Below are 20,898 nucleotides of genomic sequence, written 5' to 3'. Positions count from 1 at the left end.
GATGAAGAAGTTCAAATTTACAATACGAGGGCAGGAATACGATGTTGAAATCAAAGATTTTGAAGGATCGAATGCCAAAATTGAAGTGAACGGAACGAGTTATGATGTTGATGTGCATGTTGCAGATAAATCATCAAAAACTCCAAGATTGGTTCGCAAGCCGGTTGTTAACAAACCTGGTGAAGGTAGCATCAAAAAAAGTGGAGGCGGAGCTTCAACAGTTAAGGCACCGCTTCCGGGTAGTATTATTAAAATTAACATTGCAGTTGGTGATTCTATCAACCCGGGAGATACTCTTTTGGTGATGGAGGCAATGAAAATGGAAAATAATGTGTTAGCCGAAAAAGGAGGAACCGTTAAAGCCATAAAGGTTGCAGTTGGCGATAGCGTACTTCAGGATGACGTACTAATTGAAATAGCATAACATCTCAAGAATAAAAGGCAAAAACTATATAATGAGAAAACTTTATTCATTGGTATTCTCAATGATTTTGGTAATGGGGTTAGCTTTTAACTCCATTGCTCAAAAATCATCGGATACCGCAGAAAAATTAACAACGGGAAAATGGGTTAATCATGAAGATGGTTATATTCCTAACCCGGTTGGAAATTCCGATATTACTGTAAAAAGATATAAAATTTTCGAATTCAAAAGTGATAAAACATTTATCATGGATTCGGTAAAGCAACGTTTTACTGGTAAGTGGAAAGCAGAAGGGGAAAATGTTATAATGACGTTTAATCCACAAACTGTAACACACTTGCAAAAAAATATTGATCCGAACTCTAATTCGAATAGTTATCTTACAACTTCAGAAATTCTAAATCTTGGTTCGCGTATAGCCAAAGTAGATGGTGAATTTCTTAGGTTTGCTAACTCTAGTCTTGATTGTGAAAATAATTCAGGCGCGGTAGTTGGATTAATGAATTTTTACGAATTTACTGGTTTTGCGAATGTTACAGGAGGTAACTTGCTGATGGTGTTGATCGGTTTGTTTTTTATCTTTTTAGCCATTAAATACGATTATGAGCCTCTGTTGCTGATTCCAATCGGAATGGGTGTAATTATTGGTAATATTCCTATGTTTCAGGCTGTAGATTTTAATTTGAAATTAGGAATTTATGAGCCTGGATCAGTAATGAATATTTTATATTCGGGTGTAGTTAGTGGCTGGTATCCTCCATTAATATTCCTTGGTATTGGAGCTATGACTGATTTTTCATCTTTAATTAGTAATCCTAGATTAATGATTTTGGGTGCAGCAGCTCAGATTGGTATTTTTGTTACCTTTTTGGGAGCTCTTTGGTTGGGTTTTGCGCCACCGGAAGCGGGTGCAATTGGAATTATTGGTGGTGCTGATGGTCCTACCGCAATTTTCTTGTCATCGAAACTGGCCAATGGAATGAATGTGATGGCTAATGGAGAAACGGTTAAAAATCTGATTGGACCTATTGCAATTGCAGCCTATTCGTATATGGCTTTGGTTCCGGTAATTCAACCTCCGATTATCAACTTGTTAACAACTAAGAAAGAGAGAAAAATTAAGATGAAGCCACCACGTGCTGTGTCTCGTCTTGAGAAAATAATTTTTCCTATCATTGGATTGTTGTTAACTGCATTTATTTCTCCAACAGCATTGCCTCTTTTGGGTATGTTATTCTTTGGTAACTTATTAAAAGAATCAACAGTAACCAATCGTTTGGCTGATACGGCAAGTAATGCGTTAATTAATACAATTACAATTTTATTGGGAGTTACTGTTGGTGCTTCTACGCAGGCTGATGTTTTCTTAACTAAAGATTCGATCTTAATTTTCGGATTGGGTGCAGCTTCATTTATTGTAGCTACAGCTGGAGGTGTGATTTTTGGTAAAATTATGAATTGGCTTTCGCCAAAAGATCGTCCTATTAACCCAATGATTGGAGCCGCAGGAGTATCGGCAGTGCCGGATAGTGCTCGTGTTGTTCAAACAATGGGGTTACAAAATGATCCAACCAATCACTTGTTGATGCATGCTATGGCACCTAATGTTTCCGGTGTTATTGGCTCGGCAGTGGCAGCTGGTATTTTATTGAGTTTCTTGATGTAATAAACATCAATACAGATATTGTAAAGGGTTGTCGGTTTCGACAACCCTTTTTTTGTTTGTTCATGAACTTGAGTACTGTCATTTTTTTTTCACGTCTAAAATGTTATATTTATATACATTAATTGATCAGATGTAAAATGGTAATAAAGGAGTGGTGGGAACTGATTATTTAGGTTCTTGCTTCTCCTTTTTTTCTTTGGAAATTTTGTCGATCTAAATCTCATTCATTATGGAACTTGGAGAACAAATTAGCAGGTCTGGAAATTGTGATTCTAATAGCAAAGGAGATTGTTGTATTAGTATTGAGTTAAAACAATCCGGAGGTGTAGATTTTGAATTGGAATCAAAGGTGAAAGTTTTCTACGGAAAATCAATCGAAAGGCTTTGTAGATCAATACTTGCTTTCTTTTCAGTTGAGAATGCTGTTATTGCAATTAAAGATAATGGGGCATTGCCTTATGTTATCGCAGCACGAATCGAGTCGGCAGTTAAACAATTAATTGTATCTGAAAAAGAATTTCTCTTCGATTTTCTCACAGATAATTTATATCAGTCAAATAAGGATCGATTTCGGTTTTCCAGGCTGTATCTGCCCGGAAACACGCCATATATGATGATAAATGCAGGTCTTCATAAACCTAATGGTATTATCCTTGATTTGGAAGATGCTGTTGCTGTCTCTAAAAAGAATGAAGCAAGATATATCGTGAGAAATGCTTTGCGTTCTCAGAATTTCAACGGTGCAGAGAGAATGGTTCGAATTAATCAAGGAGAGTTAGGTATTGAGGATTTGGCCTTTATTGTGCCTCACAATGTACATGTAATTTTGGTGCCAAAATGTGAGTTTGCTGCTGATATTTATAAGATTGAAGAAGAAATCAGAAGAATTAAGAAACGCGAAGATTTGATACAGGATATTTTTTTGATGCCAATCATTGAAAGTGCTCTTGGAGTTGAAAATGCTTATGAAATTGCAGCTTCATCACATAATATTGTTGCTGTGGCAATTGGTCTTGAAGATTACACGGCAGATTTGGGTGTTCAGCGAACCAATGCAGGCACAGAATCTTTGTATGCAAGAATGCGGGTTGTGAATGCTTGTCATGCAGCTAAAATTCAGGCAATTGATTCTGTTTTTTCAGATGTAGGGGATATGGAGGCATTGGCTGAAAATGTAAAAAGGTCGAAATTATTGGGCTTTCAAGGGATGGGCTGTATTCATCCCAGGCAGATATCAGTAATACATGAAAATTTCGCACCAAATTGGAATGAAATCGAAAGGGCAAAGAAAATTGTGAATGCTTTTCATGAATCAGAGAAGAATGGGCTTGCAGTTGTATCTGTTGGAACAAAAATGGTTGATCCTCCTGTGGTAAAAAGGCAGTTAAAGGTACTTGAATTAGCAATTAATCTTGGAATACTATCAAAGGATTGGAGGAGCAAATATGTCGGTTAAATTGATTGAAAATGCTGTCGGACGAATGGTTCCGACAGAAATTAATGGTCAGAAAGCAATTCCTTATATGGGAATTGGAAAATTTATACCTAAGAAGAGAAAATATAATTCTTATATCTCTACCAATGCTGAGTTTCCTGCCGATGGTAATAAAAAAGTAAAGAACTTAAAAGAAGCCTTACAAAAAGCAGGTTTAGCTAATGGTATGAGGATTTCTACTCACCATCATTTTAGAGATGGAGACTTGTTGGCCAACATGGTGTTTGATATTGCGCATGAGATGGGGGTAAAGGATCTAATTTGGTTTCCGTCAGCATCATTTCCTTGCCATGAACATTTAATTCCATATTTGGAAGATGGTACTATTTCCCGTATTGAGGGAAGTATGAATGGCCCTTTAGGTAAATATTGTTCTGAAGGCAAAATGAAGGGTGTAGCTGTTTTGCGTTCTCATGGAGGAAGGTATCAGGCTATTCAGGATGGAGAAGTTCATATTGATATTGCCGTTATTGGTGCCGCTTGTGCTGATCCTTTTGGAAATGCAAATGGACTTAACGGTAAGTCAGCTTCGGGTTTACTCGGATTTGCTTTGGCTGATTCTCAGTTTGCAGATAAGGTAATTGTTGCTACGGATAATATGGTCGCTTTCCCTTGTGTACCATGGCAAATTCAAGGAAATTACGTCGATTTTACTGTTGAAATGGATCAAATAGGTATTCCAGAAAAAATCGTTTCAGGAACAACGCAAATTACCAAAAGTCCGGATCGTTTATTAATAGCAGAATTGACTGCACGATTTTGTGAGGAAGCAGGAATCATTAGGGATGGATTTTCGTTTCAGGCTGGTGCAGGAGGAACGTCACTTGCCATTGGTAAATTTTTTGGCAGGATCATGAAAGAGAAAGGTATAAAAGCCAGGTTTGCAAGAGGTGGCAGTAACAAATACTTGGTTCAGATGCTTGAAGAAGGTCTTGTAGAATACATATTGGATGGTCAGACTTTCGATTTGGAAGGAGTGAGATCTATGCGGGAAAATCCAAATCATGTGTGGACCAGTCCTTTCACAAGTTATAATTATCACAGCAAAGGGAATTTTGCAGGAATGGTTGATGTTGCAATTTTAGGGGCGACTGAGGTTGATGTTAATTTTAATGCAAATGTAGTTACACATTCGGATGGTTATTTGCTGCATGGCATCGGTGGTTGGCAAAATTGTTTGTTTAGTAAGACTGTCATTTTACCCATACCGCTTTTCCGAAATAGAATTCCGGTTGTTAGGGATGAGGTAACAACCATTTGTGGTCCGGGAGAATTAATAGACGTTATTATAACCGAAAGGGGAATTGCAATTAACCCTTTGCGTAAAGATCTGTTTAGAAAGTTGAAGGAAAGTAATTTGCCTATTAAATCTATCCACGAATTAAAAAGGGAAGCAGAAGAAATATGCGGTATTATGGAAAAATGTGTTTTATCCGACGAGATTGTAGCGGCTATAAAATGGGTTGATGGAACCGTTATTGATGTTGTGAGAAAGGTTTTATAGGAAGAAATATTAAATCCAAAAAAGAAGCTTCGGGATTTCCGAAGCTTTACTATTTACCAAAGTTTAAATTTATTTTGTGTTGAATTTTCTACTTTCGCTGCAATTTTAGGAACTTCAATATCTAATATGCTGTTGATGTAACTAATACATTTTCCGCAACCGGTATTAGCTCCGGTGTACCTTCTTATTTCTTCAATTGTAGTTGAATTTCTCTCATGAATTGCCTTATCTATGGTTTTTCTGTCTACCATCTGACAGTTACAAACTATATCCCTCATTGTTTTTTGCTCTTTTAATAATAATCTGCTGTAAATATATACATTATTCAATTTAAACCATCAAGTCTGAGAGTGTTATTTTAAATGATTCTAGATAAGATTGAAGAGGAATGGTTTGTTACAGCTGATTTTCAAGGTATATTTTCATCTGCCTGTACATGTCAATTACAAGATCTTTTTTAGGTAAAGTTTCGAATATTTGTTTTAAGTAAGTTTTTTCACTTACTATTTTAAAGCTCTTTTTATACTTAAGGTCAAAAATTAAAGACATCTGATAAAGCTTTAGATCGTTGAGTGTTAGTACATCTTTAAAGTCAACATGTTTCTCGTCAATAATGCATTGATAAAGCTTTTTAGAAATTTCCGGTTTATCCGATAATTCCATTTCGAGTCTTTTATTACTACCCTGTTTGTTGTTTGAATAATAATCAGAGACAACATGAAGTATATCTATTTTATCGGCATCTCTTAAAATTTGAACAAAAGGCAAAAGCTTAGGATCAATTGATTTTGGAATAAGTGATTCATTGTGGTTTCTAATACTTTCAATTACCACATTCGTTTCTTCCTCTGTAAGCTCCGATAGAATATTGTTTTCGGTGATGGTTGAAATTCCGAGTTGGATATGATTTATTTCTTCTGTGTCGGAGAATGTACCAAATTTTGTCAATTGTTCAAATCTACCAACATCATGTAACAATGCAGAGATTTGCGCCAAAATTACATCAGACTCATCTAAACCTGATTCTTCACCAAGTTCCTTAATTAAATTAGCTACACGAAATGAATGATTTCGTTTCAAATTAATATTAGACTTAATCTCTTCGATTTCATTTTCAAAACCTGCAACATAGCTGTTAAACCATGTTTCTATACTATTGTAGACTTCTTGCTTCACTTCTTAGTCATTAAAAATTGCCCACAAAACTACTCTTTTTATCTAATTTTGGAAAGGAATTTGGAGAGTATTGGTTTGTGAAAAATTAACACATATAAGACTACTTGATCAATGCGTTGTATTTCGCTGTCAATGGATTCTAATTAAAGATGAAATAGGTTTAATGATCGGATACAAAATATGAGAATGATAGACATTAGTATCCATCTAATGAAATTGGCACCCCAATTTACGGCAAAGTGAGACGCTGTATAACCACCAAATACATTACCTATAGCTGCAATAGCACCAATACCATAATGTATTTGATCATTCATCATGAAAACGATCAAAGCAAAGGGACTGTACAGTAAAACAATAAATACTTTTAAGGCATTTGCTTTAATCAGGTCGTAACCCATTTCCAGAACCAATATACCTATTAAAAAAATCCCTACTCCGATATGAATAAATCCACCATATATCCCAATTATAAAGAAGATTGCGAATTGCTTGAATCCAAATTTTTTATTTTGAAGAATTTTAGAACCGGCAAGCCATCGATTTGGTTTGAAAAACAGTAAGCCCCCCATTATTAGCATCACTCCAGCTATTAATATCTCAAATAGATCCTTGTTAATACTTATAGCAATTTGCGCTCCTAAAACAGATCCAAGAACTGTAGGTAAGGCTGGAAGAACTCCCTTTTTTAGTTCTAAAACATTTTGTTTTTTGAAATTATAAGTGGCAGCAAGTGTTTGCATAATCACACCAAATCGAATTGTTCCATTGGCCAGTGGAGCCGAGAGGCCTAAAAACATAAATAGGGAATAGGAGATTACGGTTCCACTTCCAGCAATTGTATTAATAAAACCCACCATAAATCCTGCCAGCAAAAGTAAACATATAATGGGAAAGGAGTAAATGTCCATTTCGTGAAGGTTAGCAAATAGTTCAGTCATGCCACTTGTTCTATAATAAATGGATTAATTGATTGAAGGTATAAAAAAAACGGCAATTCTGAATTCAGAATTGCCGTTATATGGTGTTGAAGAGGATAGATCTCTTTTACTTTACAGGAGCGTTTTTGAGGATATCAAGAAGGTGTTTCCAAAACTTATCTACCGTTTCAATATTAATTTTTTCATCAGGAGAATGTACATCTCTGAGTGTAGGGCCAAATGAAATCATATCCATATTTGGATATTTCTCAAGAAAAAGGCCGCATTCAAGCCCTGCATGAATAGAACGGACAACAGGATCAATTCCAAAGAGTTTTTTGTAGGAATCTACAGCAACAGTTAGTATTTCTGATGAGGGGTTTGGAGCCCAGCCCGGATATCCATCAGAATGTACTATTTTTGCATTTGCCATAGTCAGACAAGTGCCGACCATTTGAGCGATATTGTATTTTTCACTATCTACATCACTTCTTTGCGATGTGGTAATTTGAATTTTATTGTCGTCTGAAAATTTAACAGATGCCAAGTTTGTTGAAGTTTCAACCATTCCAGGTATTTTCGAACTCATGGAAAAAACTCCGTGCGGACACGCGTAAATTGCATCCATTAGGTTTGAAGAGCTTTCTTCATCAATAACAAATGTTGGTTTGTCGGTAGATTCAAGAGAGATTTTTAACTTAGGCTCAGTAATTTTCCAAACCTCTTCCATTTCTGACGCATAAATATTCAAATCAACTCGAACATTCTCTTTGAACTCAGAAGGTAGCGTAATAATAGCGTAGGCCTCACGGGGAATAGCATTTCTTAAATTGCCACCTTCAAAACAGGCAATACGAATACCATATTTCTTATTTATTTGCCAAAGAAAACGATTCAAAATTTTGTTTGAATTACCACGACCTTTATTAATTTCATCACCTGAATGTCCTCCAAGAAGACCTTTTACATCAATTCGTACTGAAAAATGCCCATTTGGAACATCTTCCTTGGTATATTCTATTGTTGCCAGGGTATCAATACCTCCGGCACAGCCAATAAATATTTCACCTTCATCTTCAGAATCAAGATTTAATAGTATTTCTCCATTAAAAAAGCCTGATTGCAGGGCAAATGCACCAGATAGCCCTGTTTCCTCATCTACAGTAAAGAGACATTCAATAGGCCCATGTTCAATATTGCTTGAGGTCAGAAGTGCCATTTCTGCAGCCATTCCGATGCCATCATCGGCACCTAGTGTTGTTCCTTTTGCTTTTACCCATCCATTATCAATCAAGGGAATTATAGGATCCTTATTAAAATCATGAACTGTTTCATTGTTTTTTTCGCAAACCATATCCATATGTGATTGTAAAACAATCGTCTTTAGGTTTTCTTTTCCAGGAGTAGCAGGTTTGCTGATTAACACATTTCCAATCTGGTCTCTCTTTGTTTGTAAGTTGTGCCTTTTGCCAAACTCCATCAAAAAGTCGATTATTCGATCTTCTTTTTTTGAAGGTCTTGGAACTTGACAAATATCTTCGAAATATTTCCAAATTTCCGTAGGCTGTAATTCTGCGAGTATTTTTTTCATGTTGTTTAATTTTTCACCAAATGTAGCAAATTATGAATTTTGTTGAGGAATGTCATTCAATTTTTCGAGAATGCACATTTTATGTTTTTTTTAATACCCCTTCATCTGATATGACACCATGTGTGGTTTATGTGTGTTTTTAATCAGGTTGATTGTTATATTTTGGGGGTGTCGGCTAAAATTTTGAGTTTATCATGTTGTTTTCAAAAAAAAACATATTTTTTTTATTTTTTTTGAATTTAATATGTTGTATCCTTTTTTTATAAGCTATAGTGTTGATTTTTAAAAGTAAATAGACAACACTTCCAATTGAATTATTTACGTAACTCCCCGAGAAACACATTAAAACATGACATAAGTCATAACTTGATCAAGTGTTAAAAGTGTGTTAATTTTTGTTAAAAGCTTTTTTAATGCTATTTTTAGGATCTAGAATTACCATTAACCATTTTGCATCTTTACTTAATTACTAACTAAAAAGTTTTTTTATGAAAAAAATGATTGGACTATTTGCATTACTCATTTTTATGGGAATGCAATTAGTAAATGCGCAAAGCAAGCAGATTTCTGGTATTATTACCAGTGCTGAAGATGGTCTGGGCATGCCCGGAGTATCCGTTGTTTTAAAAGGTACTACAATTGGTGCCAGTACTGATATTGACGGACGATATTCCTTGGAAGCTAAATCAACAGATGTATTGTTGATTAGTTTTGTTGGTATGGTTACCCAGGAAATTAAAGTTGGTGACAAAACTGTCATTAACGTTGTAATGGAAACTGAATCCATTGGTATGGATGAAGTTGTCGTTACGGCATTAGGCGTTACTCGTGAAAAAAAATCACTTGGTTATGCTGTTACAGAAGTAAGTGGCGAGAGCATGAGCGAAGTTAAGGAAACCAATATTGTGAATTCCCTTTCAGGTAAGGTTGCTGGTGTTCAAGTTCGTCAGGCAAATACAATGGGTGGTTCTGCAAATATTGTGATTCGTGGTTCTGCTTCAATTACTCAAAACAATCAGGCCTTATTTGTAGTAGATGGTGTACCTATTGATAATAGTAACACTAATGATGCTGATCAGACAGATGGTTGGGGTGGTTATGACTATGGAAATGCAGCTGCGGATATCAATCCTGAAGATATTGAGTCTGTATCTGTTTTGAAAGGTGCTGCATCAACAGCTTTGTACGGTTCTCGTGCAGCTAATGGTGTGATCTTAATTACTACAAAAAAAGGAAAGAGTCGAAAAGGTATTGGTGTAACAGTTAACTCTGGTATTACTTTCAGTACTATTAATAAAGAGACAATGCCAGAATATCAGTATGAATATGGTGCTGGTTATGGTCCTTATTATGGACCTGATGAGGATGCTTATTTTAATGAGGCAGATTTTGGGAATGGCGTTCAATTAGTTGTTCCTACAATGGAAGATGCTTCATGGGGTGCAAAGTTTGATCCAAACTTGATGGTTGTTCATTGGGATGCTTTAGACCCTGCTGCAGATAATTATGGTGAAGAGCGTCCATGGGTTGCTCCTAAATCGAAAGTTTATGATTTTTTTGAAACAGGAATAAAGTATGTGAATAGTGTTGCTTTAGAAGGTGGTAAAGAAGGTTATAACTTTAGATTGGCTTATACTAATTCTGATGAAACAGGTATTCTTCCAAACAGTTCGATTAAAAAGAATAGTCTTTCATTTAGATCGAGTTATGAATTAAACGATAAATTAACTGCTGAATTTAGTGGTAACTTTGTGAATACTAAAGGAAAAGGTCGTTATGGAACAGGTTATGATGATAATAACCCAATGCAGAATTTTGCACAGTGGTTCCAAACCAATCTTGATTTTGGTAGAATGAAGAATAATTATCTGGCTCCTGATGGTGATCAGCGTACATGGAATGCTAAAAGTCCAACAAATCTTGATCCTATTTATGCAAACAATCCTTATTGGACTCGTTACATGAATTACGAGGATGATGAGAGAAACAGACTTTTTGGTTATGCTTCATTAGATTACAAATTTAATGACATGTTCTCTTTGACTTTCAGAACTTCTATGGATTATTATAGTGAAGAGCAGAATGAAAGAATAGCTGTTAATAGTAATTCTCAATCTGAGTTCTCAAACTACAGAAGAACTTTTAGAGAATTGAATACCGATTTAATGTTGAAATTCAAAAAACAAGTTAATGATTTCAGCTTAAATGGTCTTGTAGGTATCTCAAATAGAGATAATGAAAGTTCTGATATTTTCTCTTCAACGTCTGGAGGCTTAATTGTTCCTTTATTGTATACTGTTGCAAATTCTACAGTAGCAACATCTCCTACTGAAAATCTTTACGAAAGCAACATAAATAGTGCTTATGTTAATTTTTCTGTTGGTTATAAAAACTTTGCTTACTTAGAAGGATCTATTCGTGTTGATGAGTCTTCTACTCTTCCTGAAGATGAGAACAGTTATTTTTATCCTGCTGTTTCTGCAAGTTTAATACTTTCAGAACTTGGTGGATTAAAAGACTTAAGTTTCTTGTCATTTGCAAAACTTCGTGCTAATTATGCTGAAGTTGGTAATGATACACAACCGTACAATTTAAAATCTACTTATACTAAGAATGTGAACTGGGGTAACAATGCTCCATTTTCAGTAAATAGTACTCTTCAGAATCCTAAATTAAAATCAGAAAGTACTGAGAGTTACGAGGTGGGTTTAGAAGCAAATTTCTTTAATAGCCGTATTGGATTTGATCTTGCTCTTTATAAAGCAAATTCATTTGATCAGATTATGCCGGTAAATGTTTCTTTTGCTACGGGTTATTCTCAGGCATATGTTAATTCTGGTGAAGTGGAGAATAAAGGTATAGAACTTGGTATTAATGCATCTCCAATTAGAACAAATGATTTCTCGTGGGATATGAATATCAATTGGGCTAAGAATAAGAATGAGGTTAAATCTTTGTATGCAGGAGTTAATAATGTTTTGATTACTTCAGCATGGGATATCACTCTTAATGCAGCTGTTGGACAGCCTTATGGTGTGCTAAAAGGCACCGACTTTGTTTATACTAACGGTAAAAAAACAGTTAGTTCAAGTGGATACTATTTAAAAACAGATGAGACTGATGAAGTTATTGGTAATATTCAGCCAGACTGGAATGCCGGTATTACTAACACATTTAGCTACAAAGGGTTTTCTCTTCGTACATTAATTGATGTACAACAAGGTGGTGATGTTTATTCTGTTGATCGTAAGTATGGTTTAGCTACCGGTTTGTATAAAGAAACTGCTGGTTTAAATTCATTGGGTAATCCTAAGCGTGATGCAGTAGCTGATGGTGGTGGTATTTTACATGCCGAAGCAGTATACGCAGATGGAGCACAAAACACTACTTTTGCAAGAGCAGATTCTTGGGGTGGAGATCAGTATTACGGAAGAACTCCTACTGCAAGATACATTTATGATGCTTCATACGTTAAGTTGAGAGAAGTTGCGTTATCATATTCTCTTCCTAAGAGTATTCTTGGTAAAACATTCTTAACCAAAGCTGTAGTTTCAGCAATTGGACGTAATTTATTAATTCTACATAAGAATACTCCTGGTTTTGATCCTGAAACTGGTCAGAGTTCTGGTAACAAGCAGGGTATTGCCAACTCTTCTTACCCAACAACAAGATCTTATGGATTTAACATTACATTAGGATTCTAAATTAACTTATGAAAATTGACCAAATGAAAAAAATAAAATATATATTGATTGGCGTCCTATTGATGGGCGTGGGGTTCTCTTCATGTGAGCTGGATGATAACATCAATCCAAAGAGAGCTACGGAGGTTCCTGTAGGAACACTATTTACAGCAGCTCAGCAACAATTTGTTGCGCAATACGATAATATGAGTGTAAACAGAAATATATCTCGTTTATTGGCTCAGTATTGGATGGAAACTACTTATACTAACGAAAGTCGTTATGATTTTCAGGATCGGGGTATTCCAGATTCTTTCTGGGGTGAGATGTATCGTGATGTATTGATGGATCTTAATGAAGCATCTATGATTATTGATGCTGCGGGATATACTGGTGGCCTTGCTGATATAGCTACTAATCAGAAAGCGATTATCGAAATTATGACTGTTTACACTTATGCTGTATTGACTGAAACATTTGGAGATGTACCTTATTCTGAGGCTTTGGTGGGATTGGATAATACTCTTCCTAAATATGATGATGCTGCAACTATTTATGCAGATCTTTTTGTTCGTTTAGATGCAGCATTGGCCATGTTTGTTGATGAGGCTGATTCTTTTGGAGATTCAGATCTACTTTTTAGTGGTGATATTGATAAGTGGAAAACTTTGGGCAATTCGTTGAAGCTTAGAATGGCTATGAGAATGGCCGATGTGCCGTCTTTTGATTCTAAAACGAAAGTTGAAGCTGCTATAGCATCTTCGAATGGCATTTATAGTGCTAACTTAGAAGGAGCTTTCTTTGCTTACATTGGAACAGATCCTTATGTGAACACAATTTATCAGGGTTATTTTATTGATAATCGTTCGGATTATGTTCCTTCTAATACATTGATTGATATCATGAATAACTTGAATGATCCTAGACGTGCCTTATGGTTTACTCAAGTTGGTGGTGAATATAAAGGTTTGACTTATGGTTTAACTGCCGGTGGTGCTTATGCTAGTTTTTCACACTTTACTCCAATGTTCTTTGAGCCTACTTTAGAGGTGGTTTTAGCAGATTATTCAGAAATGGAATTTTTCTTAGCTGAAGCTGTTGAAAGAGGTTATTCTGTTGGTGGTACTGCAGAAGAGCATTACAACAAAGGTGTTACTGCTAGTATTCTTTATTATGGAGGTACTGTTGCGGATGCTACTGCATACTTAGCTCAACCATCTGTTGCTTATTCGACTGCTGCTGGTACATGGAAACAGAAAATTGGTACCCAGAAATGGTTAGCAATGTATAACAGAGGTGTAGAAGGTTGGGCTGAATGGAGAAGATTGGATTTTCCTGTGTTAAATGTACCTGAGGAATTAAATTATGGTGATATTCCTGTTCGTTACCCATATCCTTATGATGAGAATGATAAGAATATTGATAGCTATACTGCCGCGGCTGCAGCTATTGGTGGTGATAAAGCAACGACTAAACTTTGGTTTGACGTAAATTAAATAAAATTTAAAATATTGAAGGAGCCGGACTTTTGTTCGGCTTTTTTTTTGATTAATACCGAAAATAGTGGTTGTTGTAAGAATTAGAAATTGTGATAATAATTTTTAATTCGAGCTAAAATTATGTTGTTGTATTGGAAGTAATCTAGTCATGTATTTTGATTTACTCATGTCAATTATTGAGAGGTATAGATGATTACTGTGTTGTAGATATTGAGATAATTGTAATTGACTATTGCTATTTTAAAGCCCATAAGAAAGCCCCAATATAAAATTCCTGCTACTAGCACTAATTCCAGATGAATAAGGTCGGTATCGCTTATTTAAGATGTTTTCCACACTTATATTAGCAATAAGCTTTTTGCTTATTCTAATTTCATTGTTAAAGCTTACAATCATCCAGGAAGGGGAGTAGGGCATTCCATTTTTGTCTTTTGCATACAAATAGGCTTTGTCTCTTTCTGTATCAGCAAGATTCTTATAGCTGATTTCATCATTAAATTCAAGGCTTAGTTTTGATGTTAAGTGTTTCGAATTATAGGTTAACGACGTATTTCCAAATAATGGAGGAACATGTCGTACAGGGGTGCCATCTTTGTATTTCCCTTTTGTAATCGTAAAACTTGTATTGGCTGAAAAATGATCAGTTAACTTCAAAATTGCGCTGAAGTTACCTCCCCATATCTTTGCATTATCTGCATTTACGATGGCTTGAATTGAGCTTTCCTCGCCGTCATAAATTAGATTAGTTTGTCCGTTGTACGAAAATTCTTTCCTAACCATGGCCTTATCTAAGAAGGAGTAGAATCCATTTAAGTCAAGGAACAAGGTGTTGAAAAAATTTTTGCTCAGGTTTACTTCAAAATTATATACTGTTTCAGGTTTTAAATTCTTGTTCGGAACAACAACTTTTCCTGGTTCCGAATCAAACACTTTTGCAACATCATCAATATTTGGAGTTCTGAATCCTGATGTAGCATTTATTTTGAGCGACCATCCTTTATTGGATAAATGACTTATACCGATACCACCATTTACTGCACCAGAGGAAAGATTTAAGTTATCGAAAGGAAAATTGTAAAAGCGATTGTCCAGATTAGATGTTATCCAAACATGAGAATATCGTATTCCTGTATTTAGTATCCATTTTGAGTTTAATTTCCATTTTAAGTTGGAGTAGAATGCCAAACTGGTATACTTGGAATTATCAGGGTAACGACTTGATGTTTCTAACTTTTCATTGGAAAAAATATTCGTGTTATTTCCGTAAGAATTTAATCGGTTGTGAGTCCATTCACTCCCATAAAACAATTGAGAGGACGAATTTATTTGCTTTTCAGCATCAGCATTTACTGAATATATTTTAAGATTCTCTTCTCTGTTAGTCAGTGTTGAAGAATTGAATTTCCTACTATTTCTACTTTCCTGATAGTTTTGATATCCAGCTATTACTTTAAAAGAATTATATAGAAATGTTGGTTTGGAATTATTAATTTTTAAAGAATGCAATTGAAGTTTTTGAGGGCCGTAATACCATTCAGCATATTTTAACTGACCACCTGAATATTGTATTAATCGGTCGTATCTCGGAATGTTTGATGTTTCGGAATGTTGAAAATTGTATTGAAAATCCATTGTTTCTGAAGCTTTGAAACGTATTTTTTGCAATACATTGATCTGGGAATAGCCACTGTGTTTTTGATTTTCAGGATTTGGATTTTGGATTATTTCATCTGTGCCATTTCTGCTGATAACATATTGAGGTCGCATGTAATCATCCGGACCGTGTTTTCCCATTTTTAGATCCGAGAAATCAGAATAGCTAACACTACCTGCTAAACTCAATTTGGAAGTCCCAAAATTGTATTTGCCATGATTCATTACTTCATTATTAGCAGATGAATATCTGGATTTGAACGAGAAGTTAATATTGGGGACTTCAGAAGTTGAAAGACGCGGTTTAATCGTGTGAAAATCCATTACGCCGCCAATTGCATCACTTCCATAAATAATAGAGCCTGGTCCCAAAATTACTTCAGCCGATTCAAGACTGTTTGGATCAATATTGAGTACATTTTGAAGGTTACCACTTCTGTAAATGGCATTGTTGAGACGGATACCATCCAATACAATGAGAACTCTGTTGGCTGCAAATCCTCTGATCATTGGACTGCCTCCTCCTAATTGGCTTTTTTGAATATAAACCTGATTACATTCCTTTAATAAATCTGCACTGGTTTGAGATGTACTTTGTTTTATCTGGTCTTTGTTTATTTGTATCACCTTTATTGGTATCTCATTACTATTCTCTTCCCATTTATTAGCAGATACCACGACCTCGGATATTGGGAATATGTTGGATTGTAAGGAGATAATAAATAATTTATTTTCTATTTCTGAAAAAGTAAACTGAAGATTTTTATAAGAAGGATGTTGAAAGTGAATAAGTTTGTTTTTTGAGAAGCCAGCCAAGCTTGCTTCTCCCATGTTGTTTGTTATTATTGATTTTTCCGAATCAAATATGTATACATTTTCTATTGGTTTGTGAGTTTTCGAATCGGTAAGTTTAACTATTTGAGCAAATGTGCTCATGTTGTAGAGAAGTGAAATAATTATACAAAGAAATAGACGGATCATTTGTGTATGATTTTCAGAATTTAGTTTAGAATTCAAATATATGATAAATATTTCATCTGCGGAATGGAAATAAAAAAAGGCATCTTTATGATGCCTTTTTTTTTATTAAAAATGAGAATTAATTACTCGAAATAATAACTTTTTCACCCTGATCGTAAACGAGATCTTTAGGAACTTTAGCCCTTTGAATTCGATATAAGTCTTGTAATAGTTCATTATGAATAAACCCCTTTGTTTTAATTAGCTGATCAGCTGTTTCATAATCACCATTTCCTTCTATTTCAAGAACTAATTTTGATAATGATTCTATGGCCTTTTTCATTTTGTAAAAATTAACCTTGTAAGTGCCACTCTTTGGGTTGTATTTAAAGGCCTCATTTTCTTCGAAATAGTAAAATCGAATCATATTGGCAACCCCTTGCGAATCCTTCACTCCAAAACGAATAGATCTAAATACATCAGCCATATAGGTAACGTAATTATCCATTAGTTCAACATCCTCAATTTGCCCCATATCAGTTAGTTGTCCAAGAAAAAACATTCGAAGCACATCATTTTTCACTTCATTTATTACATTGTAATGTTCTTTTAAAGCTTCTTTTACGCTTCCTTTCCCATTTATAGTTTGTGAGATTCCAAGTCCATCACTTATTTCATAAAAAATTGTGTTTAAAAAAAATGACTTAAATGAAACATGCTTGCGCTGTTTTTCTTCGATAACTAAATTCGTGATCGGTTGAAGAATTTGTTCAAATTTGGCTTGCATTACATTCTTGAAATGTAATTTTTTAGCACTGGTAGTTATACTGTTGCCAATAGGAAGGTTCAACCCAATTAGTTTATTACCAGCATTACAATAACCCGAATTGTATAAAACATCATAAATTACTATTTCTGCCGATTCGGAGGGTGTTTCATTTTTATATTCATCAGAAACAGGAAGGCTTTTTTGTAAATAAGGAAGTAGTAAAGAGTATTTCTCAACATCCTTGGTCCATTGTATATTTCTTAACAAAATAAATGCGCCGTAGGAATATTTTGTCCAGATAAAATGATCTTCAGTATTAGAAATAGGTCCTGCAATAAAATCAATTGGATTGGTTTTCAGATTCATCCACAAATGATCACTTTTCTCGAAATTATCTGAAAGTAAATCTTCAGCACGTTGCAAAAGGTATTCCTTAAAATCTTTAGTTTCGCAGAGCTCTGCGGCACTTTGTAAGGCTGAAACAGCATTATTTATGTGACTTTGATAAGCTATGTGGTAAGGTAACACTTTTAGCAATCCATTTTCGGTACGGGTTAATGTTGTGTATGCGCTGTATTTATTGTCATTTTTTAAAGAGAAGAATTCTTCCTGAGTTATATCGTCAGGAAAAAAACCAATTCCTAAGGGACGAGGAGGAAAATCATCGGTGAAGGGAGCAAATCCATCTAAACGATCCCATGGACCATAATTGATCATTGCATACTCCCTCATGTCTGGATCAGTAATCTTATTTAAAAGTTGATTTTTATCACCATATGCCTGCAACCAATAAATTTCATCAATTTCATTTGATACTCTTATTAATTGAGAAAATAGTTTTATTTGATTTGCAGTGAGATTGCTTAAATCGGCAGAGAGTTGAACTTTTACATAGTTTGCCAATTTCCGTTTCATTACAGAGTCGTATTTTTCTTTCTCTTCAGTTTTTTTATTGGGTTGGCAGGAAAAAGCAAATACGATCGAAATGATGAGTCCAAATAAAATTATCAGTTTCCGATTCATAACAATAAGGGTTTGAATTTAAAATACTGTGATTAGCTTATATTAATTTTATGCTTCCTTAACAAGTGAATATGGATAAGTCGTTTGAAAACGATTTGAAGAATACTCTTAGTCATAAGTTACAAAAAAATGAATAGGAAAAAAAAAGAAATTCAAGATGTTTGTGTGTGTTTAATAGCCATAAAATTAGATGTTTATGTTCTGTTTGTTGGTTATGGGTACTGCAATTTTGATTTCAACCTATTGTCAGGCAATTGAAAATAGATTGAAATCAAATTATTGAGGAAACAAGGTTAAAATTTTTTATTCATTCTCTTTTGGATACTCAATTCGCGCATGATAAACGTTAATAAGAGCATTTGTGAAAATTTCTTTGATCTGATTGATATTTTTAAAAGTTATATCAGCATTTTGGAAACGGTTTTCAGCAATTTGCTTGTCAATTATTTTGTCGATAAGAGCACGTATCGTTTCGGGCGTTTTTTCTTTTAAACTCCGCGACGATGCTTCCACTGAATCTGCCATCATTAATACTGCGGTTTCTTTGGTGAAAGGATCCGGACCTGGATAGGTGAATTTTTCTTCATCAATTTCCTTGTCAGGATATTTATTTTTAAATGAGGTGTAGAAATACTGAACTCTTCCGGCACCATGATGGGTTTCAATAAAATCTATAATTAGCTGAGGAAGCTTGTGTTTCTTCGCAATTTTAACCCCAAATTTAACATGATCTGTTATAATCTGAGCACTTTTATCAAAATCTAATTTATCATGAGGGTTTGAGTTGGTTAGTTGATTTTCAATAAAATAAGCTGGGTGTTTCATCTTTCCAATATCATGATATAAAGCTCCTGTGCGAACCAGCAAAGGATTTCCTCCAATTTTGTTGATAGCAGCTTCGGCCAAATTGGCTACCTGCAGGCAGTGTTGGAAGGTTCCTGGTGAGTGTTGCAATAGTTGGCGTAAGAGCGGATGATTTTGATTCGAGAGTTCAATAAGAGTTACATCCGAAAGAAAACCAAATAGTTTTTCGAAAATGTATATCAGTGAGTAGGAAAATGTTATAAATAAGCCGTTTATGGCAAAGAACATAAAGTTCACCCATTTTATATCAGCGATATTTGACTCTTGAGTTATGGCAAATGCAAAGTAGACAATACTATAAGTTAAGAAGGTAATGATTCCTGTTAATACCAACTGTCCACGACGCTCTAATCTTGGGAGGCTGTAAATTGCCATAATACCAGCTGAGAGTTGTAGGAATACAAATTCAAAGCCATTTGGAGCAAGAAATCCGGTAAGTAAAACCGTTATTATAAAAACAAAGAGGGCAGTTCTGCTATCCATCAGCGTTCTCACAACTATTGTTATTAACGCGAACGGAATGATGTAGATATTAACTTTAGTAAATTTAAGAACAAGAGTTGTTAGTGCAACATAGAGCAGTACAAATAAAAGTATAAATAGTAATTTTTTGTTGTCATGTAAAATCTGTTTTCTAAAATTTCGCAGATAAAGAAACAGCAGAAGGATGCATGAAATAATTAGCATACATTGTCCGATTACAATTAAATAATGGTTCTGCGACGATCCTAGTATATTTTCATAATCTTTTTTTAGTGATTCCAAAACAAGAAAAGTGTGATCATCTATAACATCTCCAACAAGAACAATCCGGGTTCCGGATTCTATAATACCTTTTGAAAGGGATACCATGGACAACATGCTGGCTTTAACCTGTTCAGACATTGCTGCATCGTAAAACAGATTAGGCAAAAGATAAGAATCAATGTTTAATTCCTGAATAAAACTCTGATATGCTGAAGAGGGAAAATCTGTTTTTAATTGATTTGAAATAAATTGATATGCACTTTTGGGTGTATATATATTTTCAGTAGGAACAACTTCGTTTAGATTATTTACCGATTTATTTATGAAATCAGGGCGTTTGAAGCCTAATTCTTTCTGTTCATTTTGAAAATCGGCGATTCCAAATTCATAAATTTTACTGAGATTAAGAATAAGGTATTCTTTGAGTCGTAAGAACTCTTTTTCCGTAGTTTGGTTGGAATTATTTAATTTTTTATACGAGCCGGATTTTGTGAATTGACTCCATTTCTTGTCAAAATCAGAATTGAATTTGTTCGTAATTTCTGTAATTACAGCAGTGTCTTTTTTAAAGAAAGGATAGAATTTATTCAAAATACTGTCCTTCTCCTGCGAAATTTCACTATCTGTTTTTAAAAGAGCAAAATCAAAAGGGGCAATTAAGGTTTCGTGCATCCATGGTTTTCCTTTTTGGTATTCGTATTTGAAGTTGCCAATATTGGGAAACAATAGGGTGATGAGAATAATGGTCATTGATGTAATCAAAAACCTGTAGATGTTGTTTAAATTCTGTCGAATCCACCTGAAGTATTTACTCATTTCTGTTTGCTATTTGTGAGTGCGGTTATTACTGAAATTCTGTTTATAAAAATAATGTAATATTTTGTGCTTGAAAACTATTCCTTGTTTCTTTTAGAAGACTTATTT

13 protein-coding genes are annotated in these 20,898 nt (G+C 34.6%); 6 read left to right on the top strand and 7 right to left on the bottom strand.

The genetic code is table 11. The features are described from left to right. Position 1: 1 nt before the first annotated feature. The 4 genes from GQR60_RS01040 (at position 2) to GQR60_RS01025 (ending at position 5,089) form a co-directional block, all read left to right on the top strand. Entirely contained in the window at positions 2-424 is a 423-nt protein-coding gene (locus GQR60_RS01040; protein WP_101310576.1) for a biotin/lipoyl-containing protein, read from the top strand. A gap of 31 nt (positions 425-455) precedes the next feature. Then, positions 456-2,090, top strand: a complete 1,635-nt coding sequence (locus GQR60_RS01035; protein WP_225441295.1) for a sodium ion-translocating decarboxylase subunit beta — start codon at positions 456-458, stop codon at positions 2,088-2,090. 229 nt (positions 2,091-2,319) lie between these two features. Beyond that, complete coding sequence (locus GQR60_RS01030) at positions 2,320-3,546, top strand: aldolase/citrate lyase family protein (protein WP_124991162.1); 1,227 nt, start codon at positions 2,320-2,322, stop codon at positions 3,544-3,546. Next, positions 3,503-5,089, top strand: a complete 1,587-nt coding sequence (locus GQR60_RS01025) for a citrate lyase subunit alpha (protein WP_225441294.1) — start codon at positions 3,503-3,505, stop codon at positions 5,087-5,089. Before GQR60_RS01030 ends, GQR60_RS01025 begins: the two co-directional genes overlap by 44 nt. A gap of 53 nt (positions 5,090-5,142) precedes the next feature. Here the strand turns inward: GQR60_RS01025 and GQR60_RS01020 are convergent, their stop codons facing one another. The 4 genes from GQR60_RS01020 to GQR60_RS01005 form a co-directional block, all read right to left on the bottom strand. Continuing rightward, on the bottom strand, positions 5,143-5,367 hold the full coding sequence (locus tag GQR60_RS01020; RefSeq protein WP_124991161.1) for a (2Fe-2S)-binding protein: 225 nt from the start codon (positions 5,365-5,367) through the stop codon (positions 5,143-5,145). 118 nt (positions 5,368-5,485) lie between these two features. Beyond that, entirely contained in the window at positions 5,486-6,265 is a 780-nt protein-coding gene (locus GQR60_RS01015; RefSeq protein ID WP_124991160.1) for an HD domain-containing protein, read from the bottom strand. Between the two features lie 143 nt (positions 6,266-6,408). Beyond that, the gene (locus GQR60_RS01010; RefSeq protein WP_124991159.1) at positions 6,409-7,206 is read right to left on the bottom strand and encodes a sulfite exporter TauE/SafE family protein; all 798 of its coding nucleotides are present in this window, start codon (positions 7,204-7,206) and stop codon (positions 6,409-6,411) included. A 106-nt stretch (positions 7,207-7,312) separates the two neighbouring features. Continuing rightward, entirely contained in the window at positions 7,313-8,776 is a 1,464-nt protein-coding gene (locus GQR60_RS01005; RefSeq protein WP_124991158.1) for an aminoacyl-histidine dipeptidase, read from the bottom strand. Positions 8,777-9,264: 488 nt separating this feature from the next. On the opposite strand from GQR60_RS01005, the gene GQR60_RS01000 reads away from it, so the two are divergent. Together GQR60_RS01000 and GQR60_RS00995 are read left to right on the top strand one after the other, a co-directional pair. Then, positions 9,265-12,480, top strand: a complete 3,216-nt coding sequence (locus GQR60_RS01000; RefSeq protein WP_124991157.1) for a SusC/RagA family TonB-linked outer membrane protein — start codon at positions 9,265-9,267, stop codon at positions 12,478-12,480. A 23-nt stretch (positions 12,481-12,503) separates the two neighbouring features. Then, a complete protein-coding gene (locus tag GQR60_RS00995; RefSeq protein ID WP_160463382.1) occupies positions 12,504-13,955 on the top strand; it encodes a SusD/RagB family nutrient-binding outer membrane lipoprotein in 1,452 nt (483 codons plus the stop codon). Between the two features lie 243 nt (positions 13,956-14,198). Here GQR60_RS00995 and GQR60_RS00990 read toward each other — a convergent pair whose 3' ends face one another. The 3 genes from GQR60_RS00990 to GQR60_RS00980 all read right to left on the bottom strand — a co-directional run bounded on the left by GQR60_RS00990 (position 14,199) and on the right by GQR60_RS00980 (position 20,790). Next, the gene (locus tag GQR60_RS00990; RefSeq protein WP_124991155.1) at positions 14,199-16,592 is read right to left on the bottom strand and encodes a TonB-dependent receptor; all 2,394 of its coding nucleotides are present in this window, start codon (positions 16,590-16,592) and stop codon (positions 14,199-14,201) included. Positions 16,593-16,710: 118 nt separating this feature from the next. Beyond that, positions 16,711-18,363 carry a Zn-dependent hydrolase gene (locus GQR60_RS00985; protein ID WP_124991154.1) on the bottom strand — a complete coding sequence of 551 codons (1,653 nt, stop codon included), beginning with the start codon at positions 18,361-18,363 and terminating at the stop codon, positions 16,711-16,713. Between the two features lie 303 nt (positions 18,364-18,666). Further along, on the bottom strand, positions 18,667-20,790 hold the full coding sequence (locus GQR60_RS00980; protein ID WP_124991153.1) for an HD family phosphohydrolase: 2,124 nt from the start codon (positions 20,788-20,790) through the stop codon (positions 18,667-18,669). Positions 20,791-20,898 lie beyond the last annotated feature (108 nt).

The organism is Labilibaculum euxinicum (assembly GCF_009795715.1).
Taxonomy (GTDB): domain Bacteria; phylum Bacteroidota; class Bacteroidia; order Bacteroidales; family Marinifilaceae; genus Labilibaculum; species Labilibaculum euxinus.
This window is presented reverse-complemented; position numbering and strand designations above follow the sequence as displayed.

Bases quoted from the DNA above. Each gene is read 5' to 3' on its own strand.
- GQR60_RS01035 (WP_225441295.1), top strand. From the start codon at position 456: ATGAGAAAACTTTATTCATTGGTATTCTCAATGATTTTGGTAATGGGG.
- GQR60_RS01005 (WP_124991158.1), bottom strand. From the start codon at position 8,776: ATGAAAAAAATACTCGCAGAATTACAGCCTACGGAAATTTGGAAATAT.
- GQR60_RS01010 (WP_124991159.1), bottom strand. From the start codon at position 7,206: ATGACTGAACTATTTGCTAACCTTCACGAAATGGACATTTACTCCTTT.
- GQR60_RS00995 (WP_160463382.1), top strand. From the start codon at position 12,504: ATGAAAAAAATAAAATATATATTGATTGGCGTCCTATTGATGGGCGTG.
- GQR60_RS00985 (WP_124991154.1), bottom strand. From the start codon at position 18,363: ATGAATCGGAAACTGATAATTTTATTTGGACTCATCATTTCGATCGTA.
- GQR60_RS01030 (WP_124991162.1), top strand. From the start codon at position 2,320: ATGGAACTTGGAGAACAAATTAGCAGGTCTGGAAATTGTGATTCTAAT.
- GQR60_RS01000 (WP_124991157.1), top strand. From the start codon at position 9,265: ATGAAAAAAATGATTGGACTATTTGCATTACTCATTTTTATGGGAATG.
- GQR60_RS01020 (WP_124991161.1), bottom strand. From the start codon at position 5,367: ATGAGGGATATAGTTTGTAACTGTCAGATGGTAGACAGAAAAACCATA.
- GQR60_RS01040 (WP_101310576.1), top strand. From the start codon at position 2: ATGAAGAAGTTCAAATTTACAATACGAGGGCAGGAATACGATGTTGAA.
- GQR60_RS00990 (WP_124991155.1), bottom strand. From the start codon at position 16,592: ATGATCCGTCTATTTCTTTGTATAATTATTTCACTTCTCTACAACATG.
- GQR60_RS00980 (WP_124991153.1), bottom strand. From the start codon at position 20,790: ATGAGTAAATACTTCAGGTGGATTCGACAGAATTTAAACAACATCTAC.